General features: G+C 64.3%; 13 protein-coding genes and 1 tRNA gene. 11 read left to right on the forward strand and 3 right to left on the reverse strand.

Annotated features, from left to right (window positions below; all coding sequences use genetic code 11):
• Positions 1 to 5 precede the first annotated feature (5 nt).
• The 6 genes from sufB to EMB92_RS00855 all read left to right on the forward strand — a co-directional run bounded on the left by sufB (position 6) and on the right by EMB92_RS00855 (position 6,282).
• Entirely contained in the window at positions 6 to 1,523 is a 1,518-nt protein-coding gene (gene sufB, locus EMB92_RS00830; RefSeq protein ID WP_274518257.1) for a Fe-S cluster assembly protein SufB, read from the forward strand.
• Positions 1,524 to 1,528: 5 nt separating this feature from the next.
• Positions 1,529 to 2,758, forward strand: a complete 1,230-nt coding sequence (gene sufD, locus EMB92_RS00835; protein WP_150393460.1) for a Fe-S cluster assembly protein SufD — start codon at positions 1,529 to 1,531, stop codon at positions 2,756 to 2,758.
• 3 nt (positions 2,759 to 2,761) lie between these two features.
• Positions 2,762 to 3,550 (forward strand): Fe-S cluster assembly ATPase SufC, encoded by a 789-nt coding sequence (sufC, locus tag EMB92_RS00840; RefSeq protein ID WP_150393461.1) that lies wholly within the window; start codon positions 2,762 to 2,764, stop codon positions 3,548 to 3,550.
• A 132-nt stretch (positions 3,551 to 3,682) separates the two neighbouring features.
• Positions 3,683 to 4,954 carry a cysteine desulfurase gene (locus EMB92_RS00845; protein WP_150393462.1) on the forward strand — a complete coding sequence of 424 codons (1,272 nt, stop codon included), beginning with the start codon at positions 3,683 to 3,685 and terminating at the stop codon, positions 4,952 to 4,954.
• 59 nt (positions 4,955 to 5,013) lie between these two features.
• A complete protein-coding gene (sufU, locus tag EMB92_RS00850; protein ID WP_150393463.1) occupies positions 5,014 to 5,577 on the forward strand; it encodes a Fe-S cluster assembly sulfur transfer protein SufU in 564 nt (187 codons plus the stop codon).
• 114 nt (positions 5,578 to 5,691) lie between these two features.
• A complete protein-coding gene (locus EMB92_RS00855; RefSeq protein WP_140445034.1) occupies positions 5,692 to 6,282 on the forward strand; it encodes a metal-sulfur cluster assembly factor in 591 nt (196 codons plus the stop codon).
• A 125-nt stretch (positions 6,283 to 6,407) separates the two neighbouring features.
• On the opposite strand, the gene glgC is transcribed toward EMB92_RS00855, so the two are convergent.
• From glgC to EMB92_RS00870, 3 genes are all read right to left on the reverse strand, one after another.
• Complete coding sequence (glgC, locus tag EMB92_RS00860) at positions 6,408 to 7,655, reverse strand: glucose-1-phosphate adenylyltransferase (RefSeq protein ID WP_043164111.1); 1,248 nt, start codon at positions 7,653 to 7,655, stop codon at positions 6,408 to 6,410.
• Positions 7,656 to 7,919: 264 nt separating this feature from the next.
• Entirely contained in the window at positions 7,920 to 8,792 is an 873-nt protein-coding gene (locus tag EMB92_RS00865; protein WP_150393464.1) for a TrmH family RNA methyltransferase, read from the reverse strand.
• 97 nt (positions 8,793 to 8,889) lie between these two features.
• Positions 8,890 to 8,980: transfer RNA gene (locus tag EMB92_RS00870), tRNA-Leu, on the reverse strand.
• A 95-nt stretch (positions 8,981 to 9,075) separates the two neighbouring features.
• On the opposite strand from EMB92_RS00870, the gene EMB92_RS00875 reads away from it, so the two are divergent.
• From EMB92_RS00875 to EMB92_RS00895, 5 genes are all read left to right on the forward strand, one after another.
• Entirely contained in the window at positions 9,076 to 9,873 is a 798-nt protein-coding gene (locus EMB92_RS00875; RefSeq protein ID WP_150393465.1) for a 16S rRNA (uracil(1498)-N(3))-methyltransferase, read from the forward strand.
• Positions 9,874 to 9,937: 64 nt separating this feature from the next.
• A complete protein-coding gene (locus tag EMB92_RS00880) occupies positions 9,938 to 10,276 on the forward strand; it encodes a histidine triad nucleotide-binding protein (protein WP_150393466.1) in 339 nt (112 codons plus the stop codon).
• 14 nt (positions 10,277 to 10,290) lie between these two features.
• Complete coding sequence (locus EMB92_RS00885) at positions 10,291 to 11,493, forward strand: PhoH family protein (RefSeq protein WP_150393467.1); 1,203 nt, start codon at positions 10,291 to 10,293, stop codon at positions 11,491 to 11,493.
• Positions 11,483 to 12,028 carry an rRNA maturation RNase YbeY gene (ybeY, locus tag EMB92_RS00890; RefSeq protein WP_043164101.1) on the forward strand — a complete coding sequence of 182 codons (546 nt, stop codon included), beginning with the start codon at positions 11,483 to 11,485 and terminating at the stop codon, positions 12,026 to 12,028. Before EMB92_RS00885 ends, ybeY begins: the two co-directional genes overlap by 11 nt.
• A 76-nt stretch (positions 12,029 to 12,104) precedes the next feature.
• Positions 12,105 to 13,550 carry a hemolysin family protein gene (locus tag EMB92_RS00895; protein WP_150393468.1) on the forward strand — a complete coding sequence of 482 codons (1,446 nt, stop codon included), beginning with the start codon at positions 12,105 to 12,107 and terminating at the stop codon, positions 13,548 to 13,550.

Raw genomic sequence — 13,550 nt, forward strand, 5'->3', positions numbered from 1 at the left:
GAACGATGGGAGGCAGCGTCAAGGTGAGTGACACCCAACAGGCGCCCAACGCCGCGTCCGACGTGGAGATGAGCCAGTATGTGGCCGATCGAGCGCGTGTGGACGAAGAGAAACTGAAGAAGGATGACGAGATCATCAGCCAATTCGGTGACTACACCTACGGCTGGCATGATTCCGACGCGGCCGGCGAGGCCGCGAAGCGAGGCATCGACGAGAACGTCGTGCGCGCCATCTCCGCGGACAAGCACGAGCCGGAATGGATGCTCGACATGCGTCTGCGCGGCTACAAGGCGTTCCTCGACAAACCGATGCCCGACTGGGGCGTCGACCTGTCCGGATTCAACGCCGACGACTTCAAGTACTACGTCAAGCCGATCGACAAGCAGGCCAAGAGCTGGGACGAACTGCCCGACGACATCCGCAACACGTATGACCGTCTCGGCATCCCCGAGGCGGAGAAGAACCGTCTCGTCTCCGGCGTCGCCGCGCAGTACGAGTCCGAGGTCATCTACAACTCCATCCAGGAGGACCTCAAGAAGCAGGGCGTGATCTTCGTCGACACCGACACCGCCGTGCGCGAGTACCCGGATCTCGTCAGGAAGTACTTCGGCACCGTCGTGCCGCCGGAGGACAACAAGTTCGGTGCCCTCAACACCGCCGCATGGTCCGGCGGCTCGTTCGTCTACGTGCCGAAGGGCGTGCACGTGGACATCCCGCTGCAGGCCTACTTCCGCATCAACACCCCGGCCATGGGCCAGTTCGAGCGCACCCTGATCATCGCCGACGAAGGCTCCTACGTGCACTACGTGGAGGGCTGCACCGCCCCGATCTGGTCCGAGGACTCGCTGCACGCAGCCATCGTCGAGATCATCGTCGAGAAGCACGCGCGCGTGCGCTACACCACCGTGCAGAACTGGTCGAACAACGTATACAACCTCGTCACCCAGCGCGCCTACGTGCGTGAGGGCGGCACGATGGAGTGGGTCGACGGCAACATCGGCTCCAAGGCCACGATGAAGTACCCGGCCTGCATCCTCGCCGAGCCGTACGCGAAGGCCGAGACCATGTCCCTCGGCTTCGCCGGCAAGGGCCAGTACCAGGACACCGGCGCGAAGATGATCCACCTCGCCCCGCACACCAGCTCCACGATCGTCGCCAAGTCGATCTCGCGTGGCGGCGGCCGCTCCGCCTACCGCGGACTCGTCAAGATCGTCGACGGCGCCGAGGGCTCGTCCAACTCCACCGTGTGCGACGCGCTGCTCGTCGACGACTTCAGCCGCTCCGACACGTACCCGCATGTCGACGTGCGCGAGGACGACGTGACGATGGCGCATGAGGCAACCGTCTCCAAGGTCTCCGAGGACCAGCTGTTCTACCTGATGAGCCGCGGCCTCGAGGAGAAGGAGGCCATGGGCATGATCGTACGCGGCTTCGTCGAGCCGATCAGCCGCGAGCTGCCGATGGAGTACGCGCTCGAATTGAACCGTTTGGTCGAACTGCAGATGGAAGGATCGGTGGGCTGATTCCCATGGCGCAGAACAACACTGAAATCACTATCCCCGTCGCGGATCCGAACGATCCGTACGCGATTCCGGCGGCCATGCCGTCCAGCGCCGACAAAGAGCCCCGCTCCTTCGACGTGAATGACTTCGCCATGCCGACCCGCAAGCAGGAGGATTGGCGCTACACCCCGCTCGAACGCATCGAGGAGTTCTTCGACGTGTTCTCCCCGAGCGGCGAGACGACCATCGCAGTGGGCTACGCCGACGGCTCCGCGGTCGACCCCGAGCGTGTGCGCATCAGCCAGGTGCCGCTCGGCGAGGGCCTGTCCGGCACCGTCTCCAAGCCGAACGACCGCGCCTCCGTCGTCGAATGGAACTCCGGCCGCACCGCGACCATCGTCGAACTGAACGGCGAGATCGACCAGCCGGTGCTCATCGACGTCAACGGACAGGGCGCCGATCTCGATGCGCTGCATCTGGTCATCGCGGCCGCCGACAACACGCACGCCGACGTCATCGTCGAACACCACGGACTCGCGCGTCTCGCCGAGGGCGTGGAGATCGTCACCGGCAGGTACTCGCACGTGTCCGCCACGTTCGTGCAGGAATGGGCGAAGGGCTCCAAGCACGTCGCCAACCACCGCATCCGCGTGGGCGAGGGTGCATCCCTGCGCCACTCCATCGTCACGCTTGGCGGTGACGTGGTCCGCATCCGCATGGATCAGGACTTCGGCGGAGAACAGGGCGATCTCAACATGCTCGGCATCTACTTCGTCGATCCCGGCGAGCACATCGAGCACCGCACGATGGTGGTGCACAACGCCCCCGAGTGCAAGTCCCGCGTCGTCTACAAGGGTGCGCTCGACGGCAAGGACGCGCACTCCACGTGGGTCGGCAACGCGCTCATCCAGCCGACCGCCCCCGGCACCGACTCCTACGAGCTCAACCGCAATCTGGTGCTCACCCCGGGCGCCATCGCCGACTCCGAGCCGAACCTCGAGATCGAGAACGGCAACATCATCGGCGCCGGCCACGCGAGCTCCGTGGGCCGCTTCGACGACGAGGAGCTGTTCTACCTGGAGTCCCGAGGCATCAGCGAGACCGACGCGCGCAAGCTCGTCGTGCGCGGCTTCTTCGGCGAACTCGTCGAGGAGATCGGCGTGCCCTACATTTCCGAACACCTGATGGACGTAATCGACCGGCGTCTCGCACGAGGAGAAAGCGACGCCATGCAAGCCGTATTGGAGGACAAGTAAACGATGGCTGGACAGCACACCCTCGAAATCAAGGATCTGTACGCATCTGTGGAAACGAAAGAGGGTCGCAAGCAGATCCTCAAAGGCGTGAACCTCACCGTCCACTCGGGCGAGACCCACGCCATCATGGGCCCCAACGGCTCCGGCAAGTCCACGCTCGCCTACACGCTCGCCGGACACCCCAAGTACGAGGTCGATTCCGGCGAGGCGCTGCTCGACGGCGTCGACATCCTCAAGCAGACCCCGGATCTGCGCGCCAAGGAGGGCCTCTTCCTCGCCATGCAGTACCCGGTCGAGGTGCCGGGCGTCTCCATGACCAACTTCCTGCGCACCGCCAAGACCGAGATCGACGGCCAGGCCCCCGCCATCCGCACGTGGGCCAAGGAGCTCGGCGAGGCGATGAAGCGCCTGCGCATGGACCCGAAGTTCGCGTCCCGCTCCGTCAACGACGGCTTCTCCGGCGGCGAGAAGAAGCGCGCCGAGGTCCTGCAGCTCGAGCTGCTCAAGCCGAAGTTCGCGATCATGGACGAGACCGACTCCGGCCTCGACGTCGACGCGCTGCGCATCGTGTCCGAAGGCGTCAACCGCGCCAAGGAGAACACCGACCTCGGCATCCTCATGGTCACGCACTACACGCGCATCCTCAAGTACATCAAGCCGGACATCGTGCACGTCTTCGCCGACGGCCACTTCGTCAAGACCGGTGGCCCGGAGCTCGCCGACTACCTCGAGGAGCACGGCTACGACGAGTATCTGCCGGAGGGTGCGGATTCCGAATCGGCACTCGCCTGATATGTCCGTGTGGGATTGCGATGTTCGGTTCACGACACACTCAAGGCCGTTCGGCCAAGCCTACGGTCGCGAACCGAACATCGTAATCCCATACTCGTCAGTCATCGTATGAGCGATGAGCAAGGGGGAAACATGACAGACTTCGCAAGCATTCGGGACGAGTTCCCGATTCTGAAGCAGGAGATCCACGGGCATCCGCTCGTGTATCTCGACTCGGCGGCCACCTCGCAGAAGCCGCAGTGCGTGATCGACGCGGAGAGCGAGTTCTACCGCACGATCAACGCCGGCGTGCACCGTGGCGCCCACGAGCTTGCGGCCCGCAGCACGATGGCCTTCGAGGACGCCCGTGCCAAGGTCGCCAAGCTGGTCGGCGCGAACGCCGCCGAAGGCGAGGAGGAGATCGTCGTCACGGCGGGTGCCACCGCGGGTCTCAACCTGCTGGCCACCGCATTCGGCAACGCGTCGCTCGGCCGTGGGGGAGAGGCCGCCAGGCGTTTCGCGCTGAAGCCCGGTGACGAGATCGTCGTCTCCAAGGCCGAGCACCACTCCGTGCTGCTGCCGTTCCAGGAGCTCGCCTACCGTACGGGCGCCACGTTCAAGTGGATCGACCTGACTGAGGACGGCCGCGTGCGCACCGACAACCTCGACGAGGTCATCACCGAACGCACCAAGGTCGTCGCCGTCACGCACGTGGGCAACACCACCGGCGCGATCACCGACATCGCGCCGATCATCGCCCGCGCGCACGCGGTCGGCGCGATCTTCATCCTTGACGCCTGCCAGTCGGTGCCGCATCTCAAGGTCGACTTCCACGCGCTCGACGTGGACTTCGCCGCGTGGAGCGCGCACAAGATGTACGGTCCCACCGGCGTCGGCTTCCTCTACGGACGCCGCGAACTGCTCGAGGCCCTGCCGCCGGCAAGCTTCGGCGGCTCCATGGTCGAACTCGCGTGGATGGACCAGCCCGCCCAGTACATGGAGCCTCCGGCACGCTTCGAGGCCGGCACCCAGCCGGTCGCGCAGGTCGTGGCCGCAGGCGTCGCCGCCGAATGGATGATGAAGGTGGGGCTCGAGAACATCGAAGCCCACGAGAGAACCATCGCCGCCGAACTGCTCAAGCTCGGCGACATCGACGGCATCCGCATTCTGGGCCCGCGCGAGAACGTGGACCGCATCGGCACCGTCGCGTTCGACGTCAAGGGTGTACACCCGCACGACGTCGGCCAGTACATCGACGCCCAGGGCATCGCCATCCGCGTCGGTCACCACTGCGCGCAGCCGGTGCACCGTCACTTCGGCCTGTATGCCTCCAACCGCGCCTCGTCCGGCGTGTACAACACCGTCGAGGACGCGCAGGCGCTCGTCGAGGCGGCGAAGGGCATCAGGCAGTTCTTCGGAGCCTGAAATCCGAAGCGGTTGTTTCGCCCTCCCCGTCAAGGGGAGGGCACTATATTGAGGAGACTATGAACGATTACGGCATGAGCGGTGATGACCTCGAACAGATGTATCAGGAGGTCATCCTCGAGGCGGCGAAGAATCCGCACGGCAAGGAGCATTTCGCAACGGACCTGACCAAGGAGACCACCGGTGACGGCAACGCCTCCGGCGAGACCGTGGTACGGGCCACGCACGAATACTGCACGCCCGGCGAATCCCACCAGTTCAACCCGACCTGCGGCGACGAGGCCACCGTGCACGTGGAGGTCTCCGATCAGGAGCCGTACACCCTCAGGCGCGTCGTATGGGATGGACAGGGATGCTCCATCTCACAGGCGAGCCTGTCCGTCATGGTCGATCTTGTCGACGGACAGACCGTCGACAAGGCGATGGAGCTGGAGCACACCTTCCACAGGCTCATGGAGTCCCGAGGCAAGGGTCTGAACGATGAGGCCGCCGAGGAGAGCCTCGGCGACGGCGTCGTCTTCCAGGGAGTGTCCAAGTATCCGATGCGCATCAAATGCGCGCTGCTCGCATGGGAGGGTCTCAAGGACTCCATCGCGAAGGCGCTGGCCGCCAAGAACGCGTGAACATGGCCCAAGCCTCTCTCAGCCGATAGCCAAGACGTGGACGCGCACGTATGACAAGCCGAAACAGCTCGCGTACAGTAGACGCTGTAATCCTATCCAAGGTATGGAGTGACAATGAGCGATAATCTGGTGCCCGAACCGCAGCCGTCCGTGTTCGACGCGGTCAACGACGTTCTGCAGGATGAGGAGGCCGCCCGTCGCGTGATGGCCAATCCGGCTCTGGCCAAGGGATTCCCGAACGGGCATCCCGCACCGTCGGCATCGGATGCGGACGACATGTGCGCATGCGGTCGCCACAAGAAGAGCGAATGCGGTCACGGTGACGACGAGCACGGCGACGACAGCAACATCCCGCTCAAGTTCGTCGATGATATCGGTCGCGCCACCGCCGAGGACGTGCGTGAGGCCCTGCATCAGGTCATCGACCCGGAGCTCGGCATCGACGTCATCGACCTTGGTCTGGTCTATGGCATCGAGATCGATGATCAGGGCCGTGCCATCATCACGATGACGCTGACCACGCCGGCCTGCCCGCTGACCGATCTCATCGAGGACGAGTGCGCCAGCACCCTCGCCGGTCTCGTCGAGGAGTTCCGCATCGACTGGACGTGGCAGCCGCGTTGGACAATGGACAAGATCACGCCCGAGGGCCGCGAGCAGCTCGCCGCGCTCGGCTTCAACTTCGACAACATGCCGCAGTACTGAAGTTGCAGTTGCAATACCGGATCCACTGATCCACAGCATCTGCGGCAATATGATGATGGGCCCCGACCAGTTACGGTCGGAGCCCATCATCATATGTCATAGCCGAATGTCGTATCGGGGAGCGATCAGTCGTCGACGACGGTTCCCTTCGGCACCACGGTGATGCCCTCGGGCGTGACGGTGAAGCCGCGCGCGAGATCATGCTCAGTGTCGATGCCGACCGTGGAGTTCTCGGTCAGTACGACGTTCTTGTCGAGGATCGCCTTGTACACGCGGGCGCGACGGTTGATGATCACGCCGTCGAACAGGACGGAGTCGACGACCTGCGCCCACGAGTGGATGCGCACGTTCGGGGAGAGCACCGAGTGGTGCACCTCGCCGCCGGAGACGATCACGCCGGGGGAGACGATCGAGTCGGTCGCGTGGCCCAGACGGTCACGTCCGGCGTGCACGAACTTGGCCGGCGGCAGCGTGCCGGAGTTCGTGTAGATCGGCCACGCCTGGTTGTACAGGTTGAACTCGGGCACATAGGCGATCAGATCCATGTGCGCATCATAGAACTGCTTGATCGTACCGACATCGCGCCAGTAGGCGTGATCGGTCGGCGTGGCGCCGGGGATCTCGTTCGTGTTGAAGTCGTACACTCCGGCCTCACCGCGCGAGGCGAAGTACGGGGCGATGTCTCCGCCCATGTCGTGCTTCGTGTTCTCGTTCTTCTCGTCCTTGGCGAGGGCGTCGAACAGGGCGTCCGTGTTGGCCACGTAGTTGCCCATCGAGGCGAGGAAGGAGTTCGGATCGTCCGGAAGACCGGCGCAGGTGTCCGGCTTCTCGAGGAAGCTCTTGATCTGGTTCGGGTGCTCCGGATCCACGTCGATCACGCCGAACTGCTTCGACTGCTCGATCGGCTGGCGGATGCCTGCCACGGTGAACTCGGCACCGGACTCGATGTGCTGCTGGACCATCTGGCCGAAGTCCATGCGATAGACGTGATCGGCGCCGACGATGACGACGATGTCGGGCTGGACATCCTCGATGATGTTGATGGTCTGGTAGATGGCGTCGGCGGAGCCGAGATACCAGTGCTTGCCAAGACGCTGCTGCGCCGGCACAGGGGAGACGTAGTTGCCCAGCAGGGAGGAGAAGCGCCACATCTGGGAGATGTGACGGTCCAGCGAATGGGACTTGTACTGGGTGAGCACGACGATGTGGCGATAGTCGGAGTTCACCAGATTGGACAGGGGGAAGTCGATGAGACGGAACACGCCGCCGAAGGGAACGGCCGGCTTCGCACGGTCTCGGGTCAGCGGCATCAGGCGGGTTCCCTCGCCGCCCGCCAGCACGATCGACAAAATCTTCTGCTTGTTCTTGGCCATTGTCTACGTTGCTCCTCTCAACAACTTCCAGCGTCTTTCAACGCCGCTCGGGGTTGTAAACCGGGCATCCTTGTCTCGGTCTCACATTGACAATGATTGCACAAAAACGGCGACACGCAAGCAACGTCGTCCCGCGCGTCTCGGTGTGTCACCTCGCATCGGCAGTGATGCATATCACATGTACGGGGTGTGTCGAAGGCCTCGTCATGCGTCGGAAACGATCATCGGCCGAGTGCGATCGGAGGGGGAACGGTGTTGGGAGAATCAACGACGATGAGGACGCGTCGCATAGAAGGCGACCGCGCTGGAGGCAGCCACGTTGAGGGAGTCGACGCCGTGCGCCATGGGGATCCTCACGGTGAGGTCGGCGCGCGCGATGGTGTGGCGCGACAGGCCGTCGCCCTCCGTGCCGAAGATCAGCGCCAGCTTCTCGATGTGATCGGCCTCGGCCGGATCGTTGTCGAGTCTGCGGGTGAGCTCGTCGAGACTGATCGAGTCGTCCTCGAGCGCCATGGCCACCGTGGTGAAGCCGAGGGACTTCAGCTCGTCGATGCCCCTGAACGGCCAGTAGCGCCTGTCCTCGCCGCCGATGCGAGTCCACGGGATCTGGAAGACCGTACCCATCGATACGCGTACCGCGCGACGGTACAACGGGTCGCCGCAGGAGGGGGTGACCAGCACGGCGTCCACATCGAGCGCGGCGGCCGAGCGCATCAGCGCCCCAACGTTCGTATGGTCGACGATGTTCTCCATCACCGCCACGCGTGTGGCATGCTCGCACACCTGCGCCACGGAGGGCAACGGCCAGCGACGCATGGCGGAAAGGGCCCCGCGGTGCAGACGGTATCCGGTCAGTCGCTGCAGCTGGTCGGGTGAGGCCACGTAGACCGGCACGTCCGGACCCCAATGCCCGTCGATGAAGGAGAACTCGTCGGCCATGCCCTCGATCCACTGCTCCTCGACCAGCAGAGAGATCGGCTCGCGTCCCGCGGCAAGCGCACGGTCGATGACCTTCGGCGATTCGGCGATGAACAGTCCCTTCGCCGGCTCCAGGCGATTGCGCAGCTGGATCTCAGTCAGATTGACATATGCTGACACGCGCTCGTCGTCGATGGATTCGAGATGGACGAAACGCATGGGGAGCTCCTTTATATGTCTTTGTCTTTGTCTCATAGGCGAACGGCCGAATGGGCTGCGGATACAAGAAAACCCCTTGTTTCCAAGGGGTTTTCGATGGTGCCCGAGACGGGACTTGAACCCGTACGCCCGTTAAAAATAGGCACTAGCACCTCAAGCTAGCGCGTCTACCATTCCGCCACCCGGGCAGGTGTCGCTGCGTGGCAACGAGTGATTACTCTATCATCGATCAACGGACGCGCAATCACCGGCGTGTCGCACCGGTGTTGATAGCCTTGGAACCATGACAAACGCTTTGTTCCTCCTCGATTCGGACCATGACGACGTGCCGGTCAACTCGGATGAGTTCAACGCCGGATGGAAGATCACTCTGCCGGCCTCGGTCAGACGTCACGCCGTGCAGGCGATGCGTCTCAAGGCCGGCGACGGACTCCAGCTCTCCGATGGCGCGGGGCTGCGCATCGCCGCCGAACTGGTCGACCCCGAAACCGGGCTGGCGGAGGTGAGGGAGTTCACGCGCGAGCCGCGGCCGATCACCCGTCTTGCGCTGGTGCAGGCTCTCGCCAAGACCGGACACGACGAGCAGGCCGTCGATACGGCCACGCAGATCGGCGTCGACGAGGTGATCCCGTGGCAGGCCGACCGGTCCATCGCCAAGTGGAAGGCGGGGCGCACCGATCGCAAATGGGGCGCCGTCATCGACGCCGCCACCGAACAGTCGCGCCGCGCGTGGAGACCGGAGCTGGGGGAGTGCGTCTCCTCGAAGCAGATCGTGGCGATGTGCCTGAGGGCCAACGTGCACGGGGATCTGGTCGTGGTCCTCCACCAGGACGCCACCGACACGTGGGACTCCGTCGAATCGCTGGTCGCCGACCTGTCCGGCAGATGTCTCGCGGATGGCAGGCCCCGTACCATATATGTGGTCGTCGGACCCGAAGGCGGCATCAGCGAGGACGAGGTCTCCCGGTTCGTCGAGGCGGGGGCGCACAGCGTCGTGCTGGGGCGCAACATCCTGCGCGCCTCGACCGCCGGGCCGGTCGCGCTCTCCCTGCTGAGCCGGGCGCTCGGACGGTACGCCTGACGCGCTAAGCTGAGTGCGAGGAAACCAAACCCCCATCGAACAACACGTCGAGCAAGGAGCACGTATGAGCGAAGCCGATGACTGCCTGTTCTGCAAGATCATCGCCGGACAGATCCCCAGCAGCAAGGTCTACGAGGACGACACCACCTATGCCTTCAACGACATCAACCCGAAGGCCAAGGTCCATGTGCTGATCGTCCCGAAGCGTCATTATGCGAACGTCGCCGAACTTGCCGCCGCCGATCCCGCCGAACTCGCCCATATCGTCGAGATCGCCCAGAGGATCGCGGACGAGCGGTTCCACGGCGCGTTCCGTCTCGTGTTCAACACCGGACTCTACGCAGGACAGACGGTCTTCCACGTGCACGCCCACGTGCTCACCGGCGAAGTCCTGGACGAGTAGGGGATAAGGGCTCCGTGGCGACGACAACGCGAACCATCACCATCCCCACCCAACTCGATCCCGTGGCCGTCCTCGGACCTGTCGACGAGGTGATCCGCGAGGTGGAACGCGCGTTCCCCGACCTGACCATTCTGGTACGGGGTAACCGCGTGGCCATCGTCTCGCGGTCCAAGCAGACCGAGTCCGACGCCTCCAAGGCCGAGGAGCTCGTCCACACGATCATCGAGGCGGCGCATACGGCGCCGATGGACGCGGACACCGTGCGGCGGATGATCGATCAGGACGTGCTTGACAACCGCACCCGCGTCACCCATCCGGGCCACGGCCGCACCGTCGAGGCGCTGCAGCGCATGGAGGCCAACGTCTCCGCCCGCTCGACGGGCGACGAACGGCGCAGGCCCACGGTGCCGGGCGTCATCACCTACGCCTCCGGCCAGCCCGTGCGGGCCAAGACCCCTGGTCAGGCCGCCTACGTGGCCGCCATCGAGTCGCATACCATCACGTTCGGCATCGGACCGGCAGGTACCGGCAAGACGTATCTGGCCGTCGCCAAGGCCGTGCGGGCCTTCCAGGACAAGCAGGTGCGCCGCATCATCCTCACCCGCCCAGCGGTGGAGGCCGGGGAGAGCCTCGGCTTCCTGCCGGGCACGCTCAACGACAAGGTCGACCCCTATCTGCGTCCGCTCTACGATGCGCTGGGGGACATGCTCGGCGCCGACCAGCTCAAGCGTCTCATGGACGACGGCACCATCGAGGTGGCGCCTCTGGCCTACATGCGCGGCCGTACGCTCAACGACGCGTACGTCATCCTCGACGAGGCGCAGAACACCACCGAGCAGCAGATGAAGATGTTCCTCACTCGTCTCGGCTTCAACACGAAGATGGTCATCACCGGCGACATCACGCAGGTCGACCTGACCGTGCCCAGATCGGGATTGGCGACCATCGAACGGATCCTCGACGGCATCAGGGACATCGCATTCGTGCATCTCGGGTCGCAGGACGTGGTACGCCACCGTCTCGTCGGCCTGATCGTCGAGGCGTATAACCGTCACGAGGGACTAGACGGCGACCATCGCCGTATCTCCCGCCGACATGACGGACACGACGGACGCGTCGACCATGACGACCATGACGAACGCGCCGAGCATGATGGCGATCACGACGACATGAACCGAACCGAGCACCGAAAGGAACCTGCATCCGATGAGCGTTGACGTATCCAACGAGACCGTGTGGACGATCGAGCCCAAGCTGTTCTCCGATCTCGGCATATGGGTGCTCGACCAGATGCGCGTGAGCACGCAGTCCGACCTGACCATCCTCTTCGTCGACCCCGAGCCGATCGCCGAGATGCACGCGCATTGGATGAACCTCGAGGGGCCGACCGACGTGATGAGCTTCCCGATGGACGAACTGCGCCCCGGAGACGGCAAGACCGTCATGGAGGGAGTGCTCGGCGACATCGTGATCTGCCCATGGGTCGCCGCGCAGCAGGCCGCCGCCGCCGGCCACGGCGTGCTGCAGGAGATGATGCTCCTGACCATCCACGGCATCCTGCACCTGCTCGGCTACGACCACGTCAACCCGGAGCAGGAACGTCAGATGTTCGGTCTGCAACGCCAGCTGCTGCTCACCTTCATCGCGGTGCGTCACGATCTGGGCGCTCCCGTGGGGCTGCCGGCCGGCAGCCCGGATGCACTGGCCATCTACGACGCCGAACACGGCGCGGGCCGTCAGATCACCCACTGATCGAAGACAACAGCCATAAACCCGTAACCTGTCATAATCTCATATTCCCGATCGCGTTAGGAAAGAACGAACACCGATGGAGTATTCCCAATCGACCCTGATCGTCATAACCGCCGTGCTGGTCGTCGTCGCGGCCCTGCTGGTCTGGCTGTCGCTGCTGCTGGCGGCAGCCGAGGGGGCGGCGGGACGGGTCACCCGGGCAAGCCTGAACAACCTCATCCTCGAAGTGCAGACCGATGCCGAGCTCTCGCAGTTCTCGAGGATGAAGAAGATCACGCGCATCCATCGGGTGCAGCGGCTCACCGCCGACCGGTATGCGGCGGCGGGGGCCTGCGCGTTCTTCCGTGTCACCTGCAACGTGCTCGTCGGCGCGCTCGTCGCCATCGTCGCCGCGATCTGGGGTGCGATGGTCTGGCTGCAGATCATCATCGGACTGGTGGTCGCCATCGTCGTCGGCGTGGTGAGCGTGCTGGTGCGTCCGCGCGAGACCGGCGCGGTCAAGCCGGCCGACATCATGATCAAGCATTCCTGGCTCGTCACCGTCGCGAACACCATCACCCCGTTCACCAGCATCGGAGCCGCGCCTGACGGCCGACGCCGTTCCCAGAACCTCTCCGATGACGAGGAGCTCGAGAAGATCCAACAGGAGCAGGGACGCGCCACCATCGACCGTCTCGTCGAATCGAACGACTTTGATCCTGAGGTTTCGGAGATGCTGCGCAATGTGCTCACCCTCTCCGATACGTTGACCCGCGAGATCATGGTGCCGAGAACCGACATGATCTGCATCGAGAAGGACACGACACTGGAGGACATGCTCAAGCTGTGCTCGCGTTCCGGATTCTCGCGCGTGCCGGTCATCGGCGAGGACGTCGACGATCTGATCGGCGTCGCGTACCTCAAGGACGCGGTCAGGGCCACCGCCTTCAATCCGGCGGCGATGGAGCGTGAGGTGTCCTCCATCGTGCGCGATCCGATGCTGGTGCCCGAATCCAAGCCGGTCGACGACCTGTTCCACCAGATGCAGCGCTCCCGCCAGCACGTGGCGATCGTCGTCGACGAATACGGCGGTATCGCAGGTCTCGTGACCATCGAGGACACCATCGAGCAGATCGTCGGCGAACTCGAGGACGAGCACGACCGCACCCAGCGCGAGGAGCCCGAGAAGATCGGCGAGAACAAGTGGCGCATGCCCGCGCGCACGCCGATCGCGGATCTCGAGGAGCTCTTCGAGATCGACATCGACGAGGATGACGTCGACACCGTCTACGGCCTACTCACCAAACTCATCGGCCGCGTGCCGATCGTCGGGGCCTCGGCCGTGACGCGCGGCCTCAGACTCACCGCCGTCGACTCGGCGGGACGCCGCAAGAAGGTGTCCACCATCGTCGTCGAACCTGCCCACGTCGAGGGGCACGAGGAAGATGACAAGTCCGAATCCGGCGATCAGAACGCCGATGATGACGACAAGAGCAAGACACGCAACACGCATGACGGCCATAGCGAAGGCCATGAGGAGTGA

The sequence above is a fragment of the Bifidobacterium callitrichos genome, from assembly GCF_008698085.1.
Taxonomy (GTDB): domain Bacteria; phylum Actinomycetota; class Actinomycetes; order Actinomycetales; family Bifidobacteriaceae; genus Bifidobacterium; species Bifidobacterium callitrichos.

What these genes read in the sequence shown, in the direction of transcription:
- sufD (WP_150393460.1), top strand. Translation starts at nt 1,529, where the DNA reads ATGGCGCAGAACAACACTGAAATCACTATCCCCGTCGCGGATCCGAAC.
- sufB (WP_274518257.1), top strand. Translation starts at nt 6, where the DNA reads ATGGGAGGCAGCGTCAAGGTGAGTGACACCCAACAGGCGCCCAACGCC.
- EMB92_RS00895 (WP_150393468.1), top strand. Translation starts at nt 12,105, where the DNA reads ATGGAGTATTCCCAATCGACCCTGATCGTCATAACCGCCGTGCTGGTC.
- sufC (WP_150393461.1), top strand. Translation starts at nt 2,762, where the DNA reads ATGGCTGGACAGCACACCCTCGAAATCAAGGATCTGTACGCATCTGTG.
- ybeY (WP_043164101.1), top strand. Translation starts at nt 11,483, where the DNA reads ATGAGCGTTGACGTATCCAACGAGACCGTGTGGACGATCGAGCCCAAG.
- EMB92_RS00875 (WP_150393465.1), top strand. Translation starts at nt 9,076, where the DNA reads ATGACAAACGCTTTGTTCCTCCTCGATTCGGACCATGACGACGTGCCG.
- EMB92_RS00865 (WP_150393464.1), bottom strand. Translation starts at nt 8,792, where the DNA reads ATGCGTTTCGTCCATCTCGAATCCATCGACGACGAGCGCGTGTCAGCA.
- EMB92_RS00845 (WP_150393462.1), top strand. Translation starts at nt 3,683, where the DNA reads ATGACAGACTTCGCAAGCATTCGGGACGAGTTCCCGATTCTGAAGCAG.
- EMB92_RS00855 (WP_140445034.1), top strand. Translation starts at nt 5,692, where the DNA reads ATGAGCGATAATCTGGTGCCCGAACCGCAGCCGTCCGTGTTCGACGCG.
- glgC (WP_043164111.1), bottom strand. Translation starts at nt 7,655, where the DNA reads ATGGCCAAGAACAAGCAGAAGATTTTGTCGATCGTGCTGGCGGGCGGC.
- EMB92_RS00880 (WP_150393466.1), top strand. Translation starts at nt 9,938, where the DNA reads ATGAGCGAAGCCGATGACTGCCTGTTCTGCAAGATCATCGCCGGACAG.
- sufU (WP_150393463.1), top strand. Translation starts at nt 5,014, where the DNA reads ATGAACGATTACGGCATGAGCGGTGATGACCTCGAACAGATGTATCAG.